Raw genomic sequence first — 21,286 nt, 5'->3', positions numbered from 1 at the left:
CCTAGATGATCGTGACTGACGTCTCGTCGAAAGAAGGCAAAAAAAGAATTAATTAACGAACACTAAAAAAATAGTTGCAAACCGCCGAACAGGCGTCTAACATTAAATTATCGATCGTTAATTAATTTAACGACCCAACAAAAAAACATCGTACAGAATATTGAGATAGGAAATAAGATCATGAAAAACCTGAAAATCACCATCGCTGCTATCGCACTTGCTTCTGCCTCTTTCGGCAGCTTCGCCGCAGACTTGGTTAACGCTCAACCGACAGATTTGCAAAAAGTCGGCGTGGTTACCGTCAGTGGTGCTTCCGACCTGACCAGCCTGGAAAACAAGCTGGCGGCCAAAGCAGATGAAGCGGGCGCTAAATCATTCCAGATCATCTCAACAACCGGCGACAACAAACTGCACGGTACTGCGATCATCTACAATTAATTGCTGATTCAGCAATTGTGCAAAGAGGCGGCCTTGGCCGCCTTTTGTTTTATGTAATCTGCGGCAGCATTCAGTCGCTTTGCAGATCCTTCAGCATGTAGATATTGCAACCGTGATGGCCGGTATTACCACGCTTCTCCGTCAACAAAGTGAAGCCCAGCGCACGATATAATCCCAGTGCTTCCTTCAATTGTTCAGTGGTTTCCAGATAGCAATAGCGAAACCCTGCTGCACGCGCCGTTTTCAGTGCCTGTACAACCATATAGCGCGCCATACCCAGCCCACGAACGCTGGGTTTGAAAAACAGTTTTTGTAACTCACAGTAACCAGCATCCCCACCCACCAAGGGTGCGATGCCAACCCCGCCCACCACCTTTCCTTCTTGTTCCAGCACCCAATACTTGCCGCCCTGATCGTGATAAACGCCCGTCAGGCGATCCAGGTCGGGATCGTGCAGGCTAACACCGTCCATTTTGTCCATGCCGTACTCGCGGAATACCGCACAAATAATACCCGCCATCGCTGCGTCATCCGCCTCGGTTATTGGACGAACCTGCAAGGCAGCCTCACGTTGTTTGCGAGCACTGCGTAATGCCGCAGCCATCTTTTTCATCGCCGCAGTCGTATCAGCCAATTCATCGTCGTCCAGCTGCGCCAACGCATCCTGCATAAAACCGTCGGCATTAGCATCAATCGACGCCAGCGTTTTACGCCCCAGCTTAGTGAGCTGATTCAGGTTGTGTCGTTTATCATGGGGATAATCCACAGCCTCAATCATGCCGGCGGCAACCAGACTACGCACAGCCCGGCTGGCGCTGGCTTTATCAATGCACAAACGGGTTGCCAGATCGGTAACGCCCAGTGGCAACGTGCTGACCTCAATCAGAATGTGGATCTGCAACGGTGAAAAACGCGACCCATTGCTCTGTTTATTCAACATGCCCAGCTCTCTAACCAGATTGCGTGACAACGCCCTGAAATCTCTGATGTCCATAGTCAATCATCCTGTCTCTGTGGGCAGTGAAACCCATCAGTTAGTTGATAGTGTTACCTAATTTTCACTACCATAACGGATATTTGATAAGGGATAAATATTGATCCGACATAACATCGACGCTCCTACGACAAGGCTAACAGAATTACCTTCTTCATTTAGCTAAATTGAAAAAATAAAAAACCAATTAACTTAAATTAAATAAATAATTAATCAGTCAAAAGTAGACAATAAAGCAAAGCAGATAAAATATGAATAATACACTTGCTCAATCCATTGTATTTAAATGAGTTATTAAACCTCTAATAACAACCATTATGTCGATATTAAGTTGTATTTTGTTACACATCCATGGCAGGATTACGGCGTTTAAATAGTCACAGTTATTCCCCCCATCTGTTTAAACGGTGGGCGTAAGGCGGTATGTCTTATGCTGTTTTATCATCATGGAGAGATTGCACTTCAATGAATAAATCACTCGTTATCTGTTCAGTCGCCCTTTCTGTCAGCCTGCTGGCCGGGTGTGCCACAGAATCCTCGCGTTCACTGGACGTACCTAAAGTGGCGTCCTACAACACCAGCTACCAAGGTCAACGCAGCCCTATTTCCGTCGGCAAATTCGATAATCGTTCCAGCTATATGAACGGTATTTTCTCCGATGGCGTCGATCGTTTGGGTAACCAGTCCAAAACCATCCTGATCACCCATCTGCAGCAGACCGGTCGTTTTAACGTCCTGGATCGCGCCAATATGGATGAGCTGAAAACTGAAGCCGGCATTCAAGGCAAAACCCAGACGCTGAAAGGCGCAAACTACGTGATCACCGGTGATGTTACCGAGTTCGGCCGTAAAGAAGTGGGCGATCACCAACTGTGGGGCATTCTGGGACGCGGCAAAACACAGGTGGCCTATGCCAAGGTCAATTTGAACGTGGTCAACGTGCAAACCTCAGAAGTGGTTTACTCCACGCAAGGTGCCGGTGAGTACCAGCTGTCCAACCGTGAAATCATCGGCTTCGGCGGCACCGCCAGCTACGATTCCACTCTCAACGGTAAAGTTCTGGATCTGGCAGTACGTGAAGCAGTCAATAACCTGGTTGCCGGTATCGAAAGTGGCGCATGGCGCCCTGCTAACTAACGGAATAGAAGCAGAAATATGATAACTAAAAAAATGGGTGGGGTGCTGGTCGCAGCAACCCTGCTGGCCGGCTGTGCCGCGCCAAAAACGCTCTACAACTGGGATGGCTACCAAACCTCGATTTATCAATATTACCAGCAGGATGGCCTCAGCCCTGAGCAACAGATTTTGACGCTAAAAGAAATCGTTGAAAAATCTCGCGCCAAGAATAAAGCCGTACCGCCAGGCCTGCATGCGCAACTGGGCCTGCTGTACAGCAAAACCGGTAATACCGAGCACGCCATGACCGAATTCAATACGGAAAAATCACTGTTCCCGGAATCGGCGCCGTTTATGAATTTCCTGATGGCCAAGGATAAGGGGAGCTTTAAATGAAACGTGCATTAGGTTTCTTCGGTATCGCTGTCACCCTGCTGCTGAGCGGTTGCGCCAAACAGGCTCCTTACGATTATGCTGCGTTCCACGAGAGCAAGCCGAAATCAATCCTGGTACTGCCACCGGTCAATCAGTCGCCGGATGTCAAAGCCAGCCACAGCGTGCTTGCCAGCACTACGCTGCCGCTTGCGGAAGCCGGTTACTATGTCCTGCCCGTCGCCGTGGTCGAGGAAACGTTCCAGCAAAATGGCCTGACTAACGCCAACGATATCCGCGCAGTCAGCATTCAAAAGTTGCATAAGATCTTCGGTGCCGACGCGGTACTGTATCTGGACGTCATTCAATATGGCACCAGCTATGTAGTGATTAGCAGTGAAACACGCGTCACCGTAAACGCCAGGTTGGTCGATCTGCGTAACGGTAAACAGCTTTGGGCTGGCAGCGCCACTGCCTCCAGCAACGAAAATAACAACAACTCCGGTGGCGGTCTGCTGGGTATGGTGATCAGCGCGGCCATCGCGCAAATCGCCGATACCATCAGCGACAAAGGCTTCGATATTGGCGCTATTGCCAATACGCGCTTACTGTCGGCAAACGGTAAAAACGGTGCCATTTTGTATGGCCCGCGCTCACCGCATTACGCCAGTCAGCGTTAACCTTCAGGGCGGCACATCCGGCCGCCCAAACCGAGTTTCCCTTTTGCCAAAAGTAGCCCATGCTGTAACAGGATGGGATGGGTTGCGGCTCATCTTGCACCTTCTTTTGGCAAATAGGGACGCTGGCTCATGACGAAAAAAACCACGTTGCTGCAGTTTTTCCATTGGTACTACCCCGACGGCGGTAAGTTATGGCAGGAAGCCGCCGAACGCGCTGCACATATTGCCGAGTTGGGCATTACCGATCTGTGGCTCCCCCCTGCTTATAAGGGCGCCTCCGGTGGCTACTCGGTCGGTTACGACAGCTACGATTTATTCGATTTAGGCGAGTTCGATCAAAAAGGCAGCCGCGCCACCAAATACGGTGACAAAGAGGCGCTGGCCCATGCTGCCACAACGTTACACGACAATGGCGTGCGAGTGATTTATGACGTGGTATTCAATCATAAACTCGGTGCCGACGAGAAAGAACAGGTGCACGTGTATAAAGCGGACGCCAACAATCGCAATGATATTAACGATCAGGGCTTCGATGCGCTGGCCTATACCCGCTTCACCTTCCCCGGCCGACAAGGCACCTACTCTAAGTTCATTTGGGATTACACCTGCTTTGGTGGCGTTGATTATGTTGAACAACCCGATCAAAAAGGCGTATTTAAAATCGCCAATGACTATGGCGACGACGGCTGGAACGATCAGGTCGGCGACGAAAAAGGCAATTACGATTACCTGATGGGTGCCGACGTCGAGTTTCGCAATCCAGCGGTCGTGGAAGAACTGAAATACTGGGCGCGGTGGCTGATGGAAACCTTGCCGTGCGATGGCTTCCGTCTGGATGCCGCTAAACACATTCCGGCCTGGTTCTTTAAAGAATGGGCTGACCACGTACGCGACAGCGCGCAACGTGATCTGTTTATCGTTGCCGAATACTGGTCACACGATTTGGCCGCGCTACAGCAGTATATTGACCTGGTCGAGGGCAAAGTGATGCTGTTCGACGTAGCCTTGCACCTAAAGTTTCACCAGGCATCGAAGCAGGGGGACGGGTTCGACATGGCGCACATTTTCACCGATACCCTTACCGCCGCCGATCCCGCACATTCGGTCACGCTGGTCGCCAACCACGACACGCAACCGCTGCAATCACTGGAAGCACCGGTCGAACCTTGGTTCAAGCCTCTGGCCTACGCCTTGATCCTGTTGCGCGAACAAGGCGTGCCCTGTGTGTTCTATCCCGATCTGTACGGCGCCAGTTATAAAGATAAAGGGAGCGACGGCCAGGAATACCAAATTGATATGCCGGTTATCCCTGAACTGGAAAAGTTGATTCAAGCACGACAACGCTTTGCCAACGGCGTGCAAACCGATTATTTTGATGATAAAAACTGCGTGGCTTTCAGTCGCAGCGGTACCGCTGACGCCCCTGGTTGCGTCGTGGTGCTCACCAATGGCGCTGAAAGCAGCAAAACGGTTTCGTTGGGCGCTGAACTGGCACATAAAAACTGGCGTGACCTGCTTGGTCATCGGCAAGATGATGTCACCACCGACGAACACGGGAATGCTACTTTTCCGGTTAACGGCGGCAGCGTCAGCGTTTGGGTTCTGGCAGAAACCCTGTAGATAATGCGCCGCGGCGGCAATGTGTCGCGGCGGCAACAAACTAAATTTTGCCTTTCGGGTCTAAATTAGGGTAACACCTTAGCAAACCATTCACACCGGAGCCTAAATAGGGTACAAGGCTGCATGAAAATTCCAAAACGACTCCAGCCATTGGTAGATGATGGTTTAATCGACGACGTCATCCGCCGTTTGAAAAGTGGCAAAGAAGCCGACGTCTTTATCGTGCGCTGCGGCGAAGAGATCCGCTGCGCCAAAGTTTACAAAGAAGCAGACAAGCGTAACTTCAAACAGGCCGTGAACTACCAGGAAGGCCGTAAAGTACGTAACAGCCGCGATGCACGTGCCATGAGCAAAGGTTCTAAGTTCGGTCGCCAGCAGCAGGAAGAAGCCTGGCAGAACACCGAGGTCGATGCGCTGTATCTGCTCGCCAAAGCTGGCGTGCGCGTGCCACAACCCGACATTTGTCTGGATGGCGTGTTGCTGATGGAACTCATTACCGATGAAGAAGGCCTGGTAGCGCCCCGTTTGAGCGATGTGACCCTGACGCCGGAACAGGCACGGGCCGATCACGCACTGATGATGAACTACGCGGTGCGCATGCTGTGCGCTGGGCTGGTACATGGCGATTTGTCGGAATTCAACGTGCTCATGGACAAAAATGGGCCGGTGATTATCGATCTGCCGCAGGTCGTGGACGCTGCCGCCAATAACCACGCCAAAAGCATGTTCGAACGCGACATCAATAACATGTCGCATTATTACGGCCAGTATGCGCCTGAACTGCTTGGCAGCAAGTACGCCAAAGAGATTTGGGCGCTATATCAAGAAGGTAATCTGACGCCGGCAAGCGTGCTGACAGGCAAGTTTATCGAAAGCAATAAACGCGCTGATGTCGGTTCAGTTCTGGAAGAAATTCAGGCGGCAAGTGAAGAGCACCAACGCCAGCTGATGGCCCGTAACGAAGAAGATTGAACACCGCCCCGGTCATGTACCCGTGACCGGGGGCTATTCAATCCTGAAGACGTCAGGATGGCGTTCAGTGCCGCCTCATGGTAAATGTCCCCCAGATAACCGGCAATTTCATCCTCGGTCAATTCATCTGGCAGCACAATGTCGTAGCTGCGCGCATACTTGTGTTCCGGCAGTGTCACACGAAATAACTGCCATTGCGTCCCCACGCGTTTAACGCCCAGCAGGCGGCCGAACACATTAAAAATTATCATCACATTCCCTCCAACGCATATTTTACGCTATAACAAGCGAGTCCCTCGCGCCAGAAAGGAAAGCCAATGACCGCACATATACCGCAGTTCTGGCGTGACCCACAGCTCCCCTTTGTGGAAGCCCGAGCCATTGAAGATGGTCGTAAGGTCTGCTACGCCCTGCACAGCCATGAGATCTTTTCCATCGGCGCCATCACTGATGGCACCAGCATTTATATTAACGGCAGCCAACGGTTGCAGGTCAGTACCGGGGATGTGGTGATGATTAACCCGCAGCAAGCCCACGCCTGTAACCCAATCGGTGACCAGCGCTGGTCATACATCATGTTTTATATTGATGCCGCATGGCTGGGTAAATTACAGCAAGAAATCACCGGTGGCGAAGGGGGTTTTATCCCGTTCAACCCAGTGATCAGTCGTGTCCCTACTCTGTTCAACGGTCTGAACCTGCTTTATGCGCTATTGATTGACCCACAACGCTGCCATCTGGAAAAACACATTGCCCTGATAGAGTATTTCTCTGAACTGCAGATCCATCAGGGTAACGCTCGCCCGCCAACAACCGGGCACCCCAGGCTGGAAACAGCAGCGGCGTTTATCAGCACGCACTGCACCCAACCGCTGACGTTGGATGCCATCTGCCAGGCCGCGTCACTTTCACCGTCTTACCTGATCCGCGCCTTTAAGCAACGTTATGGCATGACACCGCACGCCTATCTGGTTAATCAACGCATTCAGTTCGGCCACCGGCTACTGAAACGTGGATATCCGATTGCCGCAGCCGCCAGCGAAAGCGGTTTTGCCGATCAGGCTCACTTTCAACGCACCTTCAAGCTGCTGTTGGCCGCAACCCCCGGTCAGTACCAAAACCCACGCTAAACACCGTCGGCCAGCAAATAGCAGGCGCTGGCCGCCAACAACAAAGCCATCAAGCGATTAAAACGCCGCACATTACGAGCCTGTTGCAGCAGACCTGTGAGCATTGCACCCACATAGGCCCAGCAAGCCACCGACGCATAACAAATCACAAAGTAAATCACAGCGAACTGCCACAACAACAGCCGATCGCCGTCGGCGACAAAGGCCCCCAAACTGGCTACCGAAGCCAGCCACGCCTTGGGATTTAGCCACTGCAAAAGGGCCCCATACCAAAAAGACGGCGCGTGCACTTGACTGCCGTTACCCAGCCGCCCGTCATCAAACCCCAATTGATAGGCCATAAACAGCAAGAATGCGATGCCAGCCCACTGGATCACCTGCGTCAGCACCGGCCACAACAGCAACAACGTGTGCAGCCCGAGACCTATCAGGATTAACAACAGTGTGAATCCCAGTGTGGCGCCAAAGACATGACGCAAGGTGGCTTTAAAACCGAATTGCGCCCCGGCGCTCAGCGCAACAATATTGACCGGACCGGGGGTAATGGAGGAGGCCAGCGCAAAAGCGGCCATCGAAATATAGATATTCATTACAGGCACCTGAGAAAGAGTTCACAGATGCCAGACTGACGATTTAGGCACTCACTGTATTGAACAGAATTACCCTACCGTTACGTCCTAACCCGGCATTAAGCCGATAAAGGTCGTTTTCTTACGTGGGCCGCTCATGAGCGCTTCCAGCTTTTCCACGCATTGCAGATAGTGTGGCGTTTTTTTGTGGGCGGCGACGGCCTGCTCGTCCCGGTAAGCCTCATAGATATAAAAACGCGTCGGGACAGTTTCATCCTGCAGCACGTCAAAACGCAGGTTACCCGGCTCCTCAATCGCCCCCAAGTGATTGGCGCGGAAGACTTCAATAAACTCGTCGATTTTGTCCTGTTTAACGTTAATTTCTACCAGAGTGACGTGCATGACTGCTCCTTGTTTCACCTTGAAGGCCAATGTGCTTTCCAACCATAGATTTATTCCCGCCGATTTACCCCCTGCAACGGCAATTTTGCAGCGCAGTTCACAAATCCCGCGCCCCTCTCCGCTTCCTCCACAAGAGTGAAGTGCGCGACATCTATAGTTAAGATCCAAACCCCAGAGAGTGTGAGCTATGGATAACTATTTGATGGCGCTGGACGCCGGTACCGGTAGCATTCGCGCGGTAATATTCGACTTGGCGGGCAACCAGATCGCCCAAGGTCAGGCCGAATGGCGGCATTTGGCGGTACCTGACGTACCCGGCTCAATGGAGTTTGATCTCACCCACAACTGGCAATTGACCTGCCAGTGCATCCGTCAGGCACTGCAAAATGCCGGCCTGACTGGCCAGGCAATTCGTTCCGTAGCTTGCTGTTCCATGCGCGAAGGCATCGTGCTCTATGATCGTAACGGTACGCCTATCTGGGCCTGTGCCAACGTTGACGCACGTGCCAGTCAGGAAGTCAGCGAACTGAAAGAGCTGCATAACCATAATTTCGAACGTGAGGTTTACCAGTATTCAGGCCAAACGTTGGCATTGAGTGCCATGCCGCGCCTGTTGTGGCTGGCGCATCACCGACCGGATATTTACCGACAAGCGGCGACGCTGACCATGATCAGCGACTGGCTGGCGAATATGCTGAGCGGTGAACTGGCGGTAGATCCCTCTAATGCCGGGACCACCGGCATGCTGGATTTAGTCAGTCGCGACTGGCGCCCTGCGCTGCTTGATATGGCCGGCCTGCGTGCCGACATGCTGTCCCCAGTGAAAGAGACGGGCAGTGTGCTGGGACATATTACTGAGCTGGCAGCACAACAAAGCGGCCTGCTGCGCGGCACTCCGGTCGTTATGGGGGGTGGAGATGTGCAACTGGGCAGTCTGGGGTTGGGAGTCGTACACGCCGGACAGACTGCGGTACTGGGCGGCACTTTCTGGCAACAGATCGTCAATCTGCCGGAACCGGCAACTGACCCAGAAATGAATATCCGCATCAACCCACACGTTATTCCCGGTATGGCGCAGGCAGAATCGATCAGCTTCTTCACCGGGTTGACCATGCGCTGGTTCCGCGACGCCTTCTGTGCCGAAGAAAAGCTGATGGCGGAACGATTAGGCGTAGACGCATACAGTTTGTTGGAAGAGATGGCGGCGCGAGTGCCGCCTGGAGCCTACGGCGTCATGCCGATATTTTCCGATGCCATGCATTTCAAAACCTGGTATCACGCCGCACCATCGTTTATCAACCTGTCACTCGACCCGGAACGCTGTAATAAGCAGACCCTGTTCCGGGCACTGGAAGAAAACGCCGCTATTGTATCGGCTTGCAACCTGGAGCAGATCGCCCGTTTTTCCGGCATGCAGGCGCATTCACTGGTGTTTGCCGGCGGCGGTTCAAAGGGCAAGTTATGGAGCCAAATCCTCAGCGACGTCACTGGCCTGACAGTACGCGTCCCCGTCGTGAAAGAAGCAACTGCGTTAGGCTGCGCCATTGCTGCCGGGGTGGGTGCCGGGCTGTATGAATCTCTGGCGCAAACCGGCGAGCAACTGGTGCGCTGGGAGCGAGAATACCAGCCGGATATGGCCAATCATGCACTGTATCAGCGGCAAAAAGAGACCTGGCAACAGGTCTATGCCGATCAGCTCACGCTGGTGGACCACGGCCTGACCACCTCGATGTGGAAAGCCCCGGGGTTGTGATCTTTACTCGGGCGCAGCTTGCTGCGCCCTTTGCATAATCTTATGCCGATTACGTCTTTAGCCTGACACTTTAGCGCCAATCACCGCCCTGCTTGCCTCCCGAGATTGTTCCCCCACGGAAACAGTGTAACTACCGCAAACGGATTTATCCGCCGCAGAGGTCTGCGTAAATTGTGACTTCTGTCACTCCGCGCTCGCCGCGCGGTATACACATTCACCTGGGACGAGCGGTACTATGCTGAATAATAATGATAAACCTGCACCATCACCCTGGCTGGCGATTTTTTCGCTCACCGTCGCCTGTTTTGTGATGGTCACCACCGAGTTTCTGCCGATCGGCCTGCTGACCAACATCGCCCCCTCTCTGGATGTCAGCACCGGCAAAGCAGGCCTTATGGTGACCGTGCCCGGCATTATCGCGGCGATCGCCGCACCGGCACTGAGCCTGGCAGCCGGTCGGCTCGATCGTCGCCTGCTGATGCTGGCGCTGAGCGTACTGCTGGCCATCTCCAATCTGGTCTCCGCACTGGCGGTTAACTTCCCCATGATGCTGCTGGGCCGCGTGTTACTGGGCATCTGCGTCGGCGGCTTTTGGGCCTTCGCCGCCAACTATGGCCGCCATCTGGTGCCGGAAGCCAGCCAGGGGCGCGCCACCGCGCTGATCCTCAGCGGTATTTCGGTCGGAGCCGTGTGCGGCGTCCCCGCCGGGGCCTTGATTGGTGACCTGTTCGGCTGGCGCGCCGCCTTCTTTGGCAGTGCGGTGCTGGCGATTGGGGTGCTGCTGGCGCAGCTGCGCCTTTTGACTTCCGTCCCCCCCACTCGCCCGGTCACCGTAAGCGATCTGCTGTTACCGTTGCGCCTGCCGATGGCCCGTACCGGGCTGATTGCCATCGTGCTGTTGTTTATCGGCCACTTTGCCGCCTATACCTACCTGAAGCCGCTGCTGCAACAAGTGTTTGTTCTCAGTCCATCGGCGATTTCTCTGCAACTGCTGGCCTATGGCGCTATTGGTCTGCTCGGCACTTTCCTCGGCGAGCGGTTGGCTGAACGCAGCCTGCGAGCCACCTTTATCCTGATCGCCGCGATGCTGGCAGCCATCCTGATCGTCTCACCGTTCCTCAGCGGTATCGCAGGCGCCACATTGATGGTGATGGTATGGGGGCTGGCATTTGGCGCGGTGCCGGTCTGCGCAACCAACTGGATGTTCGCCGCCGTACCGCAAGCACCAGAGGCAGGCCAGGCATTGTTGGTCTGTGTAATCCAGATTGCACTGGCCTCCGGCGCTCTGCTGGGTGGGGAGGTCGTCGACTGGCAAGGCGTCAGCAGCGCAATGCTGTTCGGTGGCGCACTCACCCTGTCCGCCGCGCTGGTTTTCGGCCTGACCTTGCGTTCCGGCATGATTGGCGCTAAACAGTCATAATCATTGTTCATCCACAGAAATACACCCCGGCATTGGTCGGGGTGTTGCAGTGAGAGCCTATGGATCATCATTTACTCGCTATCCGGGTGTTTAACCGTGTAGTCGAAACTGGCGGTTTCACCCGTGCGGCAGATTCGCTGCGGATGCCCAAGGCCACCGTCACTAAGCTAATCCAGAACCTGGAAGATCACCTGCAGACGAAGTTGTTTCAGCGTACCACTCGCAGCGTCTCAGTCACTGCTGAGGGCGAATGCTACTACCAGAGAACGGTAAAATGGCTGGCCGAGTTGGAGCAAATGGAAGGCAGCATGACCGAGTCGCAAAGTGCGCCACAGGGGGTATTGCGCATCGATGCCGGCGGCTCAACCGCTCGCCAACTGTTGCTCCCAGCGCTGCCGGATTTTATCGCGCGTTATCCGCACATTCAGATCGACCTCGGAGTAGGCGACCGGCTGATAGATCTGATTAACGACAGCGCCGACTGTGTGATCCGTAGTGGGCCGCTGGCCGATTCCACTCTGATTGCCCGCCGGCTGTTCGAACTTGAATGGGTCACCTGCGCCACCCCAGCCTATCTGGCGCGCCACGGCACGCCGCAACACCCGTGCGATCTGGAGCTGGGTTTTCCGCTGGCGCACTACCGCCATGCGCTGAACGATCGCATCCAGCCGCTGCACTTTGTCGATCGGGGCAAGGAGATTGATATCCAGCACCGCTATCACGTCAGCGTCAACGAGGGCAATGCCCTACTTGCCGCGGCATTGGCCGGGCTGGGCATTATCCAGACCTTCCGCTTTATGGCCCAGCCGCATCTGGACAACGGCGAACTGGTCAGCCTGCTGCAAGACTGGCAACCGCCCTCGGAACAGATGTACGTGGTCTATCCCTCCAATCGCCATCTGAGTGCCAAAATGCGCGTGTTTATCGATTGGGCCGTCGAGACCTTCACATAAACGAAAACTCCCACTACAGTTGCCGTATCAAAAACTGGGCTGGCAACCAGTTGAGTTGCGGGAGGTTTGTGGCGAAGAAGTGACGGTGATGTGCCGCACGCTGTAACCCGGCGCTTTGTGATATTATTAGACGCATTATTGTTATCACCCGGCAGGCACATACCATGGCATATATCCCAAAAAACTACGCGAGGCTGGAGACCGGCTACCGCGAAAAAGCGCTGAAAATCTTCCCCTGGGTCTGCGGGCGGTGCTCGCGCGAGTTTGTTTACTCCAACCTGCGTGAACTGACGGTCCACCATATCGATCACGACCATAGCAACAACCCGGAAGATGGCAGTAATTGGGAAATGCTGTGCCTGTATTGCCACGATCATGAGCACTCCAAATATACCGAAGCCGACCAATACGGCTCCACGGTGATTGCCGGTGAAGATGCGCAAAAAGACATTGGACTCGCGACTCACAATCCGTTTGCCAACCTGAAGTCAATGTTGAAAAAGTAGCGCTCACGGCGTGGCTATCATTGGTAGCTTAATAACTTATTAAGCTACCAAATTAAAAAATTCCCCTCTATTCTCTCCTTCCCAGAACATTCCTACTTACCCACTGGCTCAATTACCAGCAAAATAGGCTGTAAAGTTAACCGCATACGGCTTGGCAAGCCGCCGTAGTTGGTGCATATTGTTCAGGCGTTATTGTTGTTAACCTATTTAATTATCAACCTAATAAGCTTATTAACTTAATAAGTTACCAGCTTAATAAATTAAGAGATGGCAGCATGATTGTTTTGATTGGCTCGCAAAAAGGTGGCGTAGGAAAATCGACCAAGGCGGTCAATATCGCCGGATATCTGATCCTTAAGCAGGGAAAAACGGCCATCATCGTTGATGCTGACGATCAGAAATCAATCATGACCTGGTATAACGACCGCCAGAACGTGGAAGGCCTGCCACATATCCCTGTGGTCGCGGCCTCGGGCAAAATCAAAGAGACCCTGCTGGAACTGGATCGCCATTACGACTATGTCATTGTCGATACCGCAGGCCGCGATAGCGCAGAACTGCGTTCTGGTTTGCTGGCGGCCGATCTGTTCCTCTCTCCATTGCGCCCATCACAGATGGATCTCGACACCGTCGGGTATCTGTCGGAAATGTTTGCCACCGCACAGGAATATAACGAGAAGGTGAAAGGCTACATTGTGCTGAACATGTGCCCAACCAATATCTTTATTAATGAAGCTAACGAAGCGGCGCAGGTATTGAGTGAATACCCAGAATTGACGTTAGTTAGCAACCGTCTGTGTGATCGCAAGATCTACCGTGATGCCTGGGGTGAAGCGATTACCGTGCACGAGGCACATAACGCAAAAGCGCAGGCAGAAATCGAAAGCCTGGTAAAAGAGGTGATTCTGTGAAAAAGCGCACCCCAACCCACCGCATGTCAGAAGACGAATTTATTAACAGCGCCACCTCACATACCTTGTTAGTGCCTGCCCCCGAAGCCAAACCGCAGGGCCGCAAACGCACTTATAAAGCCATTTCTGTTAGCCTGACCGATAACCATGTCGATGCTATCGATGAAATTATTATGCAGGCCGCGCGTAACGGTGTCGTGCGCATTACCCGCTCTGACATTATTAAGCTGGCGATTGACAGGCTGGCAGAGAAAAGTGAAGAACACCTGCTGCAACTGCTGAAAAAACTATAATTGCCCATAGCCTGCCAACTTAGTAAGCTATTAGCTCATCACGTTGGCAGGTAAAAAACCTTGCTCCCGCAACATATCCTGTCCTTGCCCTCCCAGAATAAACTCAGCTAAATGCTGCGCTCGTGCAGCCAGTAAGCACAGGCCGTAATCGGCTTTAATCGCCAGTGACAGCGGTAAATGCCTCACAGCCAGTTCGGGAAACTCAGCTAACACAGCACCATAGCTGGCATAACCGAGGAAAATGTCTGCCTGCCCACTGTTAAGCAGATACTCTGCTGCTGGCCGACCCACAGGCACCGGCAATGAGTCAGGCCCACCCACCAATGCTAATGCTCGTTGTCGCAAAGCAGTCCCCTGCCCCGGCATGATCTGTTCTATTCGATCAAACAATTGCTGTGCATAGTCACCTGAAGGATCTGCGCCAGGTGTGGACGTCGCTACTCTCCAGCGTGAATCCAGTAACGCCTCCAGCAATGGCGGTTCTGTTAACTCGGTAATATTACGCACGGTGGCACACAGCCGATTCTGAGCAAAACGGTGCACCTGTGATGATAACTGCAAATCAACCAAGCGCTGTGGATGCGCCAGATTGGCCGAAGCAAAAATATGCGGATGCTCTCCTGCTTCGATTCGCTGGCGCAACAGGCCTGCTGGACCAAACACGGTTTCTACCCTTTCACCGGTTTGTGCCTGAAACGCCGTCAGCAAGGGGCCAAATGCCCCACGCAGGCTACCGGCAGCGAACAACAAAATATTACTCACGTTCACGCTCCCGTTGGCTACGATACAATGGCACCAGCGTTTCAAACTGCCGTCCATCAATCTCTAAAGCTACCCGCTCAATGGCTAAATCAAACAACGGTGACAAGTTCTCGGCCGTCAGTACCCCAGCGCACGGCCCGATTTGATGTTGCCCTGCTGCACCCAACAGCAGAGCCCTATCAGCCACCGCATGCGCATGATTAGGTTGATGGGTGGAGAACATCACTGCCATCCGTCTTTCCCGCGCCAAATGTGACATCAGGCTCAGCACCCGATCCTGATGGTGCAAGTCCAGTGCAGAGGTCGGTTCATCCAGCATCAACACCTCACAGTGCATTGCCAGTGCACGTGCAATCAGTACCAATTGCCGTTGCCCGCCAGACAGGCTGCCGAATTCGCGGTCAGCAAAGTCCAACATATTCAGCGACTGCAAGGCCTCTTTCGCCAATCGGTGGTCCTGCGCCGAAGGCGAACGGAACAGGCCCACATAGCGTGCACGCCCCATTAACACAATATCTAACACGCGGTAGGCAAAAGGAGCCGCGAAATGCTGCGGCACAAAACCAATACCGTTACCACATTCAACAGCGCCCTTTTGCAGCGGCAAAGTACCCAGCAGCAGTTGCATCAGAGTGCTTTTACCGCGTCCATTAGGGCCTAACACCGCCAGTACCTCACCGCGCCGCAACTGCATATTCAGTTGGTTAAATAAAGCTGCCTGGCCTGGCCAGCCAAAACTTAAATCGTTGACCGCCAATAACGTCTCACCCATGCCAACCTCTCAGCTGCGCACGGCGCAACAGCAATGCAAACAGCGGCGCACCGATCAATGCCGTCAAGATGCCTAAAGGAATTTCACTGCTGCTCAACGTACGTGCCAGATCGTCGATCAGTACCATATACAATGCCCCCAGGCACATAGAAGCCGGCAGCAGGCGGCGATGATCGGGGCCGACCAACAACCGGGCGATGTGCGGGATCACCAGCCCTACCCAACCAATACTGCCGCTGACCGCCACCTGCGCAGCAACGATCGCCGCGCACAACGTCAAAATTAGCCAGCGAGTGCGTTCAACGTTAATCCCTAGCGCAGCAGCATCTTCGTCCCCCATCGACAACAAATTGATACGCCAACGCAATGCCAGCAGCAGCCCGCCAGCCAAGAGCAGCGGCAGGAACAACATCAACAGTTTGTTATCGTCGGCGGTGGCGAAACTGCCTAATAGCCAAAATACGATGCTCGGCAGTTTCTCTTCGGTATCGGCAAGATATTGCAGCAAGCTGACACAGGCAGAGAAAAACCCACTGAGGATCACCCCGGCCAGTACCAGCGACAAGATATTGCGTCGGGCGATGGCACTGGTAATGGCGAAAATCAGCAGCAACGCCGCCATGCCGAACACAAACGCTGACAGCAACAGCGCCATCATCGGCAAACTGAGCAAAATAGCCAACGTACCGCCAAACGCGGCACCGGAAGAGACACCGATAATATGCGGATCAACCAACGGGTTACGAAACACCCCTTGCAACGCTGCACCGCATAAGGCCAGCGCCGCACCCGCACCCATCGCCAGCAATACCCGGGGTACACGTACCCCGAGGATCACCTGACGCTGAACCGCATCAATCCCGCCCTGTGGGCCGGTAAGCGGCTCGAGCAGGATCATCAGACTGTGAGTTGGCGATACCGGATAGCGGCCAATGCCCAATGACACCAACGCACACAGCAATGTCAGTAGGATCAGCCAGCCAAGCCTCATTGCCCGCTCTGGCAGCAACTGCTGCGGTAATACTGTCGATAGTAGGCATCCACCCGCTGTTGCACATTAACGTCGTCAAAACGCTGAGGATAAAGCTTTTTCGCCATCCAGAGCTCACCCAATGCCAGCGCCTCCGGCATCGGGTATCCCCAGGCCTTGGCGTATTCCGGCATCAGGTACACACGTTTATTTTTCACCGCATCAATCCCTTGCCACTGCGGTGCGCTGAGGATTTGCTTCACCACCTCAGGATAGCGTTCTTGCACAAAAATCACCGCCGGGTTCCACTTCAGTACGTCTTCAATCGACACCTGCTTAAAACCCTGAATATCTTTTGCCGCGACGTTCAACGCACCCGCATGCTGCATCATCAACCCTGTGTATTTGCCAGAGCCGTAAGTGGTTAAATCCGGGTTAGCCATATAGACCCGTACGCGTTGGTCTTCCGGCAAGTCGCGCAGCCGATCGGCCACCAGCGTCCGCTGTTGGAATACGTCTTGAATCAATGCCTCGGCCTGAGGTTGATGGCCCATAACCGCACCAATCAGGCGAATGCCGTCTTGCAGGCCAAGATTGTAAGCCTGGTCTTCATCGCTCAGCACCGGGTTCATTTTCCCGGCTTGATCCGCTGCCTCACGGCGCAGCGAAATCGCGACCACCGGGATACCTACACGCTCTATCTGAGCAATCATTTCCGGCGGTGCGTAGTTGGCAACAAACACCACCTGCGGATGCAATTTGAGCAGGCTTTCAATGTTCACTGACGTGAGGTCACCCGGCATCGGCATGTTCGCCAGTTCAGGTGCCAGACGCAGATAATTTGGCCCCAATTGCTTCTTCCAACTGCTGAGTACGCCAACCACTTGAGGCAGAGCATCAAGTTGCACCAATAGGTTCAGCGTCTGGTGTTGCAACACCACAGCGCGGGTGATGGTATCGGGCAACGTGACCTGTCTGTTGAGTTGATCGGTTACCTGGCGATCTGCCTGCGCGGCGGATGAAAAAAGGATGAAAAACAGCAGTATTCGTGGGAAGCGTTTGAACATGGGAAATTCCGGTTGGTTATCGTTATGTACAAAATGATATAGCGATGCCCATGGCGAAACAATCAGCGGGATCAAAACAGATGGATTTATACGCAAACGAACGAGTTTGTTGCCTGTGACAGGCTAAAGAATTAAAACAACGCGGGCCGTTTTGAAGTCCCCAGCCACTCGGGAAAGTGACTGGGGTGACAACAGATGTGCCGGTACACTTACTTCAGTGTAAAACTCTGTGCTTGCACGTTGTCAGAATCCAGGCCGACAAAGACATTAAACTTGCCCGGTTCCGCGCCCCATTTCAGGCTGGCGTTATAGAACTTGAGATCCTCTTCGGTGATAGGCAACTCCACCTTCTGCGACTGCCCCGCTTTCAACATCACCTTTTTAAAATTACGCAGTTCTTTCACTGGGCGGCTGACCGAAGCGGTCACGTCTTGCAGATACAGCTGCACTACTGTGGCACCATCATATTTACCGGTGTTCTTGAGTGTGACGCTGGCCGTGATTTTGCCGTTTCGCGCCATCGTCGGGCTGGAGAGCTTCAGGTCCGACAGGCTAAAGCTGGTGTAACTCAAGCCGTAGCCAAACGGGTACAGCGGACCATTTGGTGAGTCAAAGTAACGTGAGGTGTACTTGCCCGGATTTTCCTTGCCGAACGGACGGCCGGTATTGAGATGGTTGTAGTACATTGGGATCTGCCCGACCGAACGCGGGAAGGTCATCGGCAGCTTGCCCGACGGGTTGTAGTCGCCAAACAGGACATCAGCCACCGCATTGCCACCTTCGGTGCCGCTGTACCAGGTTTCCAGCATCGCATCCGCCTGTTGGCTTTCCCAGCTCAATGCCAGTGGTCGGCCATTCATCAACACCAGCACCAGCGGCTTGCCAGTGGCCTTCAGCGCGGCGATCAGGTCACGCTGGCTTTGTGGAATGGTGATGTCGGCACGGCTTGAAGCTTCGTGCGCCATGCCTTGCGATTCCCCCACCACCGCGACCACCACATCGGCTTTCTTCGCTGCCTGCACCGCTTCGTCAATCATCTGCTGTGGCGGACGAGTATCAAACACCACCGCCGGTTCATACTCGTTCAGGTAGTCGATAATGCTCTTGTCCTGAGTGACGTTGGCACCCTTGGCGTAGAGGATTTTCGCCTTGTCGCCCACGGCACGCTCCAGTCCTTCACGCAGGGTGACCGATTGTTTAATCACCCCAGCGGCTGACCAGCTGCCCATCACGTCACGTTGGCTGTCGGCCATCGGCCCGACCAGCGCAATGGTTGCCTGCTTGCTTAATGGCAGCGTTTGCTTGTCATTCTTCAACAGGACCATGGTCTTACGTGCGATCACGCGTGCCTCAGCACGGTGCAACCGGCTTTCGGCATTAGTGTCCTGAGGATCAGACCCCACCGGGCCAAGATGGGTATACGGGTCTTTGAACAGGCCCATGTCATATTTGGTATTCAGCACGTCGCGACAGGCCCGGTCAATATCGCTTTCCGATACCAGCCCGTCCTTCACCAGCCCCGGCAGGTATTGGTCGTAATATTCGTCGCTCATGCTCATGTCGACACCGGAGGTGATCGCCAACCGTACGGCATCGCGGGCATCTTCCGCCACACCGTGTTTAATCAGCTCTTTAATCGCGCCGTGGTCACTGATGGTGATGCCCTTAAAACCCCACTGATCGCGCAGCAAATCTTTCAACAGCCACGGGTTGGCGGTGGCCGGAATACCGTTCACCGAGTTGAGCGACACCATAACGCCACCGCTGCCGGCGTCAACCGCGGCCTTATAAGGCGGCAGATAGTCCTGGTACATTCGCAGCGGGCTCATATCGACGGTGTTATAATCACGACCACCTTCGGTAGCGCCGTACAGCGCGAAGTGCTTCACGCTGGCCATGATGGCACCGGGTTGGGAAGGATCGCCGTTTTGGTACGCATCCACCATCACTTTGGCTATTTTAGACACCAACCAGGTATCTTCACCGAAACCTTCCGATACCCGACCCCAGCGCGGATCGCGGGTGATATCGACCATCGGCGAGAATGTCATGTTCAAACCGTCATCGCTGGCTTCCTGAGCCGATACGCGGCCACTGAGGGCGATGGCTTCGAGATCAAAACTGGCCGCCAGCCCGAGGCTGATCGGGAACACGGTGCGTTGGCCGTGCACTACGTCGTAGGCAAAGAACAACGGGATTTTCAGGCGACTGAGTTGCATGGCCTGATCCTGCATGGCGCGGATATCCGGTCGGGTAACCGTATTGAAGATGGCGCCAATCTGGCCCTTACTGATGCCGTCACGGATCGCCTCTTTCGGGTTATCCGGCCCAACGCTGATTAACCGCAACTGGCCGATTTTTTCTTCCAGCGTCATCTGTTTCATCAGATTGGAGACAAAGGCGTCACGCTGCTGCGCGTTCACACCTTGCATGACAGTACTTTCCTGCGCAAAAACCGGGCTGATGGCCAGACCGGACAACATACTCACCACACAAAGCCATTTCATATTTTTTATCTCAGGCATGTTCCCATCGCAGGCCGCGGCGGGGATGATCAATCAATGTGAAAAGCAGTGTGCCATACTCCTTTTCACCGCAGAAATAATTTGTAATGTTAAAAGTTACAAGCTGTTAGCAGACGCCAGTCGGTAATTTTTCAGCCGCGCGCGGCTTAGTGCCGCCTCATCGTCGAGAAAATTGACCAGTTCTGTTAATGCTGTGGGCACCACAGCCCGTTCCGGATAAACCAAATAGTACGCCGCACCGCTGACAACACTGAGTGGGAAAGGTGTGACGACGCGCTGCGCCTGGATATCCTCTTCTAACAAGCACAAATCGCCGATGGCGATACCAAACCCTTGTAGCGCGGCACTCATCGCCAGATCGAGCGTATCGAAATGCTGCGCCTTGCGTGAAGGTAGTGCCTCTTTTCCCGCCGCCTTCAACCACAACAACCAGTCGCGGCGATCGCGTGTAGGGTGCAACAGGGTTTTCTCAGACAGATCGGTCAGGGTTGGTGGATGAGGTAAATCGGGCAGATAAGATGGTGTGCAGACTGGCGTAAGAATTTCATCAAACAGATGATGCGCCGTCAGCTTCTTGCCCTGCGGCCGGCCGAACACCACGGCAGCATCAAAGTGTTCTGCACCGAAATCCAGCCCGTGCGATACCGACGCGGTCAATTCAATATGCATTTCCGGTCGTTCATTTTGTAGCCGGATGATACGCGGTAACACCCAGCGCATGGCACAGGTCGGGCACTTTATCCGCAGAGTCCCCGTCTGTGCCCCAGCCCGCGATAGTGCCTCATCCAACTGCCCCAGAGCCTGCTGCACCGGTGCCAACAACATCGCCCCCTGTGGGGTCAGTGCCAGGCCACGTGCCCGACGGCTAAATAATGGGTAGCCTAAATGCTGCTCCAGCCCGAGGATCTGCCGGCTGACCGCGCCCTGCGTCAAATGCAAACTTTGGGCGGCATGAGTAAAATTAAGTCGTTGGGCCACCACCACAAAGGTTTTCAAGACATCGAGCGAAGGTAAGGATGACGACACAGCGAGCTCCTTTATATCCCAGAAAATTGTCGGGA

General features: G+C 54.0%; 22 protein-coding genes and 1 pseudogene. 13 read left to right on the top strand and 10 right to left on the bottom strand.

Annotated elements, in window-relative coordinates:
• Positions 1–180: 180 nt before the first annotated feature.
• Positions 181–438: a multiple stress resistance protein BhsA gene (gene bhsA, locus SGR01S_RS07240; protein WP_037425152.1), complete on the top strand. Its 258-nt coding sequence runs from the start codon at positions 181–183 to the stop codon at positions 436–438.
• 70 nt (positions 439–508) lie between these two features.
• Here the strand turns inward: bhsA and SGR01S_RS07235 are convergent, their stop codons facing one another.
• Positions 509–1,432: a bifunctional helix-turn-helix transcriptional regulator/GNAT family N-acetyltransferase gene (locus SGR01S_RS07235; RefSeq protein ID WP_037425149.1), complete on the bottom strand. Its 924-nt coding sequence runs from the start codon at positions 1,430–1,432 to the stop codon at positions 509–511.
• Between the two features lie 465 nt (positions 1,433–1,897).
• Here SGR01S_RS07235 and SGR01S_RS07230 point away from each other — a divergent pair, with 465 nt between their 5' ends.
• The 5 genes from SGR01S_RS07230 to SGR01S_RS07210 all read left to right on the top strand — a co-directional run bounded on the left by SGR01S_RS07230 (position 1,898) and on the right by SGR01S_RS07210 (position 6,192).
• Positions 1,898–2,569 carry a CsgG/HfaB family protein gene (locus SGR01S_RS07230; protein WP_061806966.1) on the top strand — a complete coding sequence of 224 codons (672 nt, stop codon included), beginning with the start codon at positions 1,898–1,900 and terminating at the stop codon, positions 2,567–2,569.
• 18 nt (positions 2,570–2,587) lie between these two features.
• On the top strand, positions 2,588–2,944 hold the full coding sequence (locus tag SGR01S_RS07225; protein ID WP_037425143.1) for a DUF4810 domain-containing protein: 357 nt from the start codon (positions 2,588–2,590) through the stop codon (positions 2,942–2,944).
• The gene (locus SGR01S_RS07220) at positions 2,941–3,600 is read left to right on the top strand and encodes a DUF799 domain-containing protein (protein WP_061806965.1); all 660 of its coding nucleotides are present in this window, start codon (positions 2,941–2,943) and stop codon (positions 3,598–3,600) included. Before SGR01S_RS07225 ends, SGR01S_RS07220 begins: the two co-directional genes overlap by 4 nt.
• A 129-nt stretch (positions 3,601–3,729) precedes the next feature.
• The gene (gene amyA / locus SGR01S_RS07215) at positions 3,730–5,220 is read left to right on the top strand and encodes an alpha-amylase (protein WP_061806964.1); all 1,491 of its coding nucleotides are present in this window, start codon (positions 3,730–3,732) and stop codon (positions 5,218–5,220) included.
• 123 nt (positions 5,221–5,343) lie between these two features.
• On the top strand, positions 5,344–6,192 hold the full coding sequence (locus SGR01S_RS07210; RefSeq protein WP_037425137.1) for a PA4780 family RIO1-like protein kinase: 849 nt from the start codon (positions 5,344–5,346) through the stop codon (positions 6,190–6,192).
• A gap of 33 nt (positions 6,193–6,225) precedes the next feature.
• Here the strand turns inward: SGR01S_RS07210 and SGR01S_RS07205 are convergent.
• Positions 6,226–6,443, bottom strand: a pseudogene (locus SGR01S_RS07205) (DUF7661 family protein).
• 66 nt (positions 6,444–6,509) lie between these two features.
• Between SGR01S_RS07205 and SGR01S_RS07200 the strand changes: the two are divergent.
• Positions 6,510–7,322 carry an AraC family transcriptional regulator gene (locus SGR01S_RS07200; RefSeq protein WP_061806962.1) on the top strand — a complete coding sequence of 271 codons (813 nt, stop codon included), beginning with the start codon at positions 6,510–6,512 and terminating at the stop codon, positions 7,320–7,322.
• Here SGR01S_RS07200 and SGR01S_RS07195 read toward each other — a convergent pair.
• Both SGR01S_RS07195 and lsrG read right to left on the bottom strand, forming a co-directional pair.
• Positions 7,319–7,912: a LysE family translocator gene (locus tag SGR01S_RS07195; protein ID WP_061806961.1), complete on the bottom strand. Its 594-nt coding sequence runs from the start codon at positions 7,910–7,912 to the stop codon at positions 7,319–7,321. The two genes, SGR01S_RS07200 and SGR01S_RS07195, sit on opposite strands and share 4 nt — an antisense overlap.
• 87 nt (positions 7,913–7,999) lie before the next feature.
• Positions 8,000–8,293, bottom strand: a complete 294-nt coding sequence (gene lsrG, locus SGR01S_RS07190) for a (4S)-4-hydroxy-5-phosphonooxypentane-2,3-dione isomerase (RefSeq protein WP_061806960.1) — start codon at positions 8,291–8,293, stop codon at positions 8,000–8,002.
• 187 nt (positions 8,294–8,480) lie between these two features.
• Between lsrG and lsrK the strand changes: the two genes are divergently transcribed.
• From lsrK to SGR01S_RS07160, 6 genes are all read left to right on the top strand, one after another.
• Positions 8,481–10,046: an autoinducer-2 kinase gene (gene lsrK / locus SGR01S_RS07185; RefSeq protein WP_061806959.1), complete on the top strand. Its 1,566-nt coding sequence runs from the start codon at positions 8,481–8,483 to the stop codon at positions 10,044–10,046.
• A gap of 235 nt (positions 10,047–10,281) precedes the next feature.
• The gene (locus tag SGR01S_RS07180; RefSeq protein ID WP_061806958.1) at positions 10,282–11,466 is read left to right on the top strand and encodes an MFS transporter; all 1,185 of its coding nucleotides are present in this window, start codon (positions 10,282–10,284) and stop codon (positions 11,464–11,466) included.
• A 59-nt stretch (positions 11,467–11,525) separates the two neighbouring features.
• Positions 11,526–12,419: a LysR family transcriptional regulator gene (locus tag SGR01S_RS07175; RefSeq protein WP_061806957.1), complete on the top strand. Its 894-nt coding sequence runs from the start codon at positions 11,526–11,528 to the stop codon at positions 12,417–12,419.
• A gap of 164 nt (positions 12,420–12,583) precedes the next feature.
• Positions 12,584–12,925: an HNH nuclease YajD gene (yajD, locus tag SGR01S_RS07170; RefSeq protein ID WP_037425115.1), complete on the top strand. Its 342-nt coding sequence runs from the start codon at positions 12,584–12,586 to the stop codon at positions 12,923–12,925.
• 275 nt (positions 12,926–13,200) lie between these two features.
• Entirely contained in the window at positions 13,201–13,836 is a 636-nt protein-coding gene (locus tag SGR01S_RS07165; RefSeq protein ID WP_037425112.1) for a division plane positioning ATPase MipZ, read from the top strand.
• Positions 13,833–14,129 (top strand): hypothetical protein, encoded by a 297-nt coding sequence (locus SGR01S_RS07160; protein WP_037425109.1) that lies wholly within the window; start codon positions 13,833–13,835, stop codon positions 14,127–14,129. Before SGR01S_RS07165 ends, SGR01S_RS07160 begins: the two co-directional genes overlap by 4 nt.
• Before the next feature lie 30 nt (positions 14,130–14,159).
• On the opposite strand, the gene SGR01S_RS07155 is transcribed toward SGR01S_RS07160, so the two are convergent.
• The 6 genes from SGR01S_RS07155 to SGR01S_RS07130 form a co-directional block, all read right to left on the bottom strand.
• Positions 14,160–14,891: a substrate-binding domain-containing protein gene (locus SGR01S_RS07155; RefSeq protein WP_061806956.1), complete on the bottom strand. Its 732-nt coding sequence runs from the start codon at positions 14,889–14,891 to the stop codon at positions 14,160–14,162.
• Positions 14,884–15,663 (bottom strand): ABC transporter ATP-binding protein, encoded by a 780-nt coding sequence (locus SGR01S_RS07150; protein ID WP_061806955.1) that lies wholly within the window; start codon positions 15,661–15,663, stop codon positions 14,884–14,886. The genes SGR01S_RS07155 and SGR01S_RS07150 overlap by 8 nt, the downstream gene beginning before the upstream one ends.
• Entirely contained in the window at positions 15,656–16,654 is a 999-nt protein-coding gene (locus tag SGR01S_RS07145) for a FecCD family ABC transporter permease (protein WP_061806954.1), read from the bottom strand. Before SGR01S_RS07145 ends, SGR01S_RS07150 begins: the two co-directional genes overlap by 8 nt.
• Entirely contained in the window at positions 16,651–17,700 is a 1,050-nt protein-coding gene (locus SGR01S_RS07140) for an ABC transporter substrate-binding protein (protein ID WP_061806953.1), read from the bottom strand. The genes SGR01S_RS07145 and SGR01S_RS07140 overlap by 4 nt, the downstream gene beginning before the upstream one ends.
• A gap of 209 nt (positions 17,701–17,909) precedes the next feature.
• A complete protein-coding gene (bglX, locus tag SGR01S_RS07135) occupies positions 17,910–20,207 on the bottom strand; it encodes a beta-glucosidase BglX (protein ID WP_061806952.1) in 2,298 nt (765 codons plus the stop codon).
• Between the two features lie 114 nt (positions 20,208–20,321).
• On the bottom strand, positions 20,322–21,251 hold the full coding sequence (locus SGR01S_RS07130; protein WP_061806951.1) for a LysR substrate-binding domain-containing protein: 930 nt from the start codon (positions 21,249–21,251) through the stop codon (positions 20,322–20,324).
• Between the last annotated feature and the right edge of the window lie 35 nt (positions 21,252–21,286).

Origin of the sequence: Serratia grimesii NBRC 13537, assembly GCF_001590905.1 — a bacterium.
Lineage (GTDB): Bacteria > Pseudomonadota > Gammaproteobacteria > Enterobacterales > Enterobacteriaceae > Serratia > Serratia grimesii.
The sequence above is the reverse complement of the archived record's forward strand: the minus strand, read 5'-3'. Positions and strand labels throughout refer to the sequence as shown.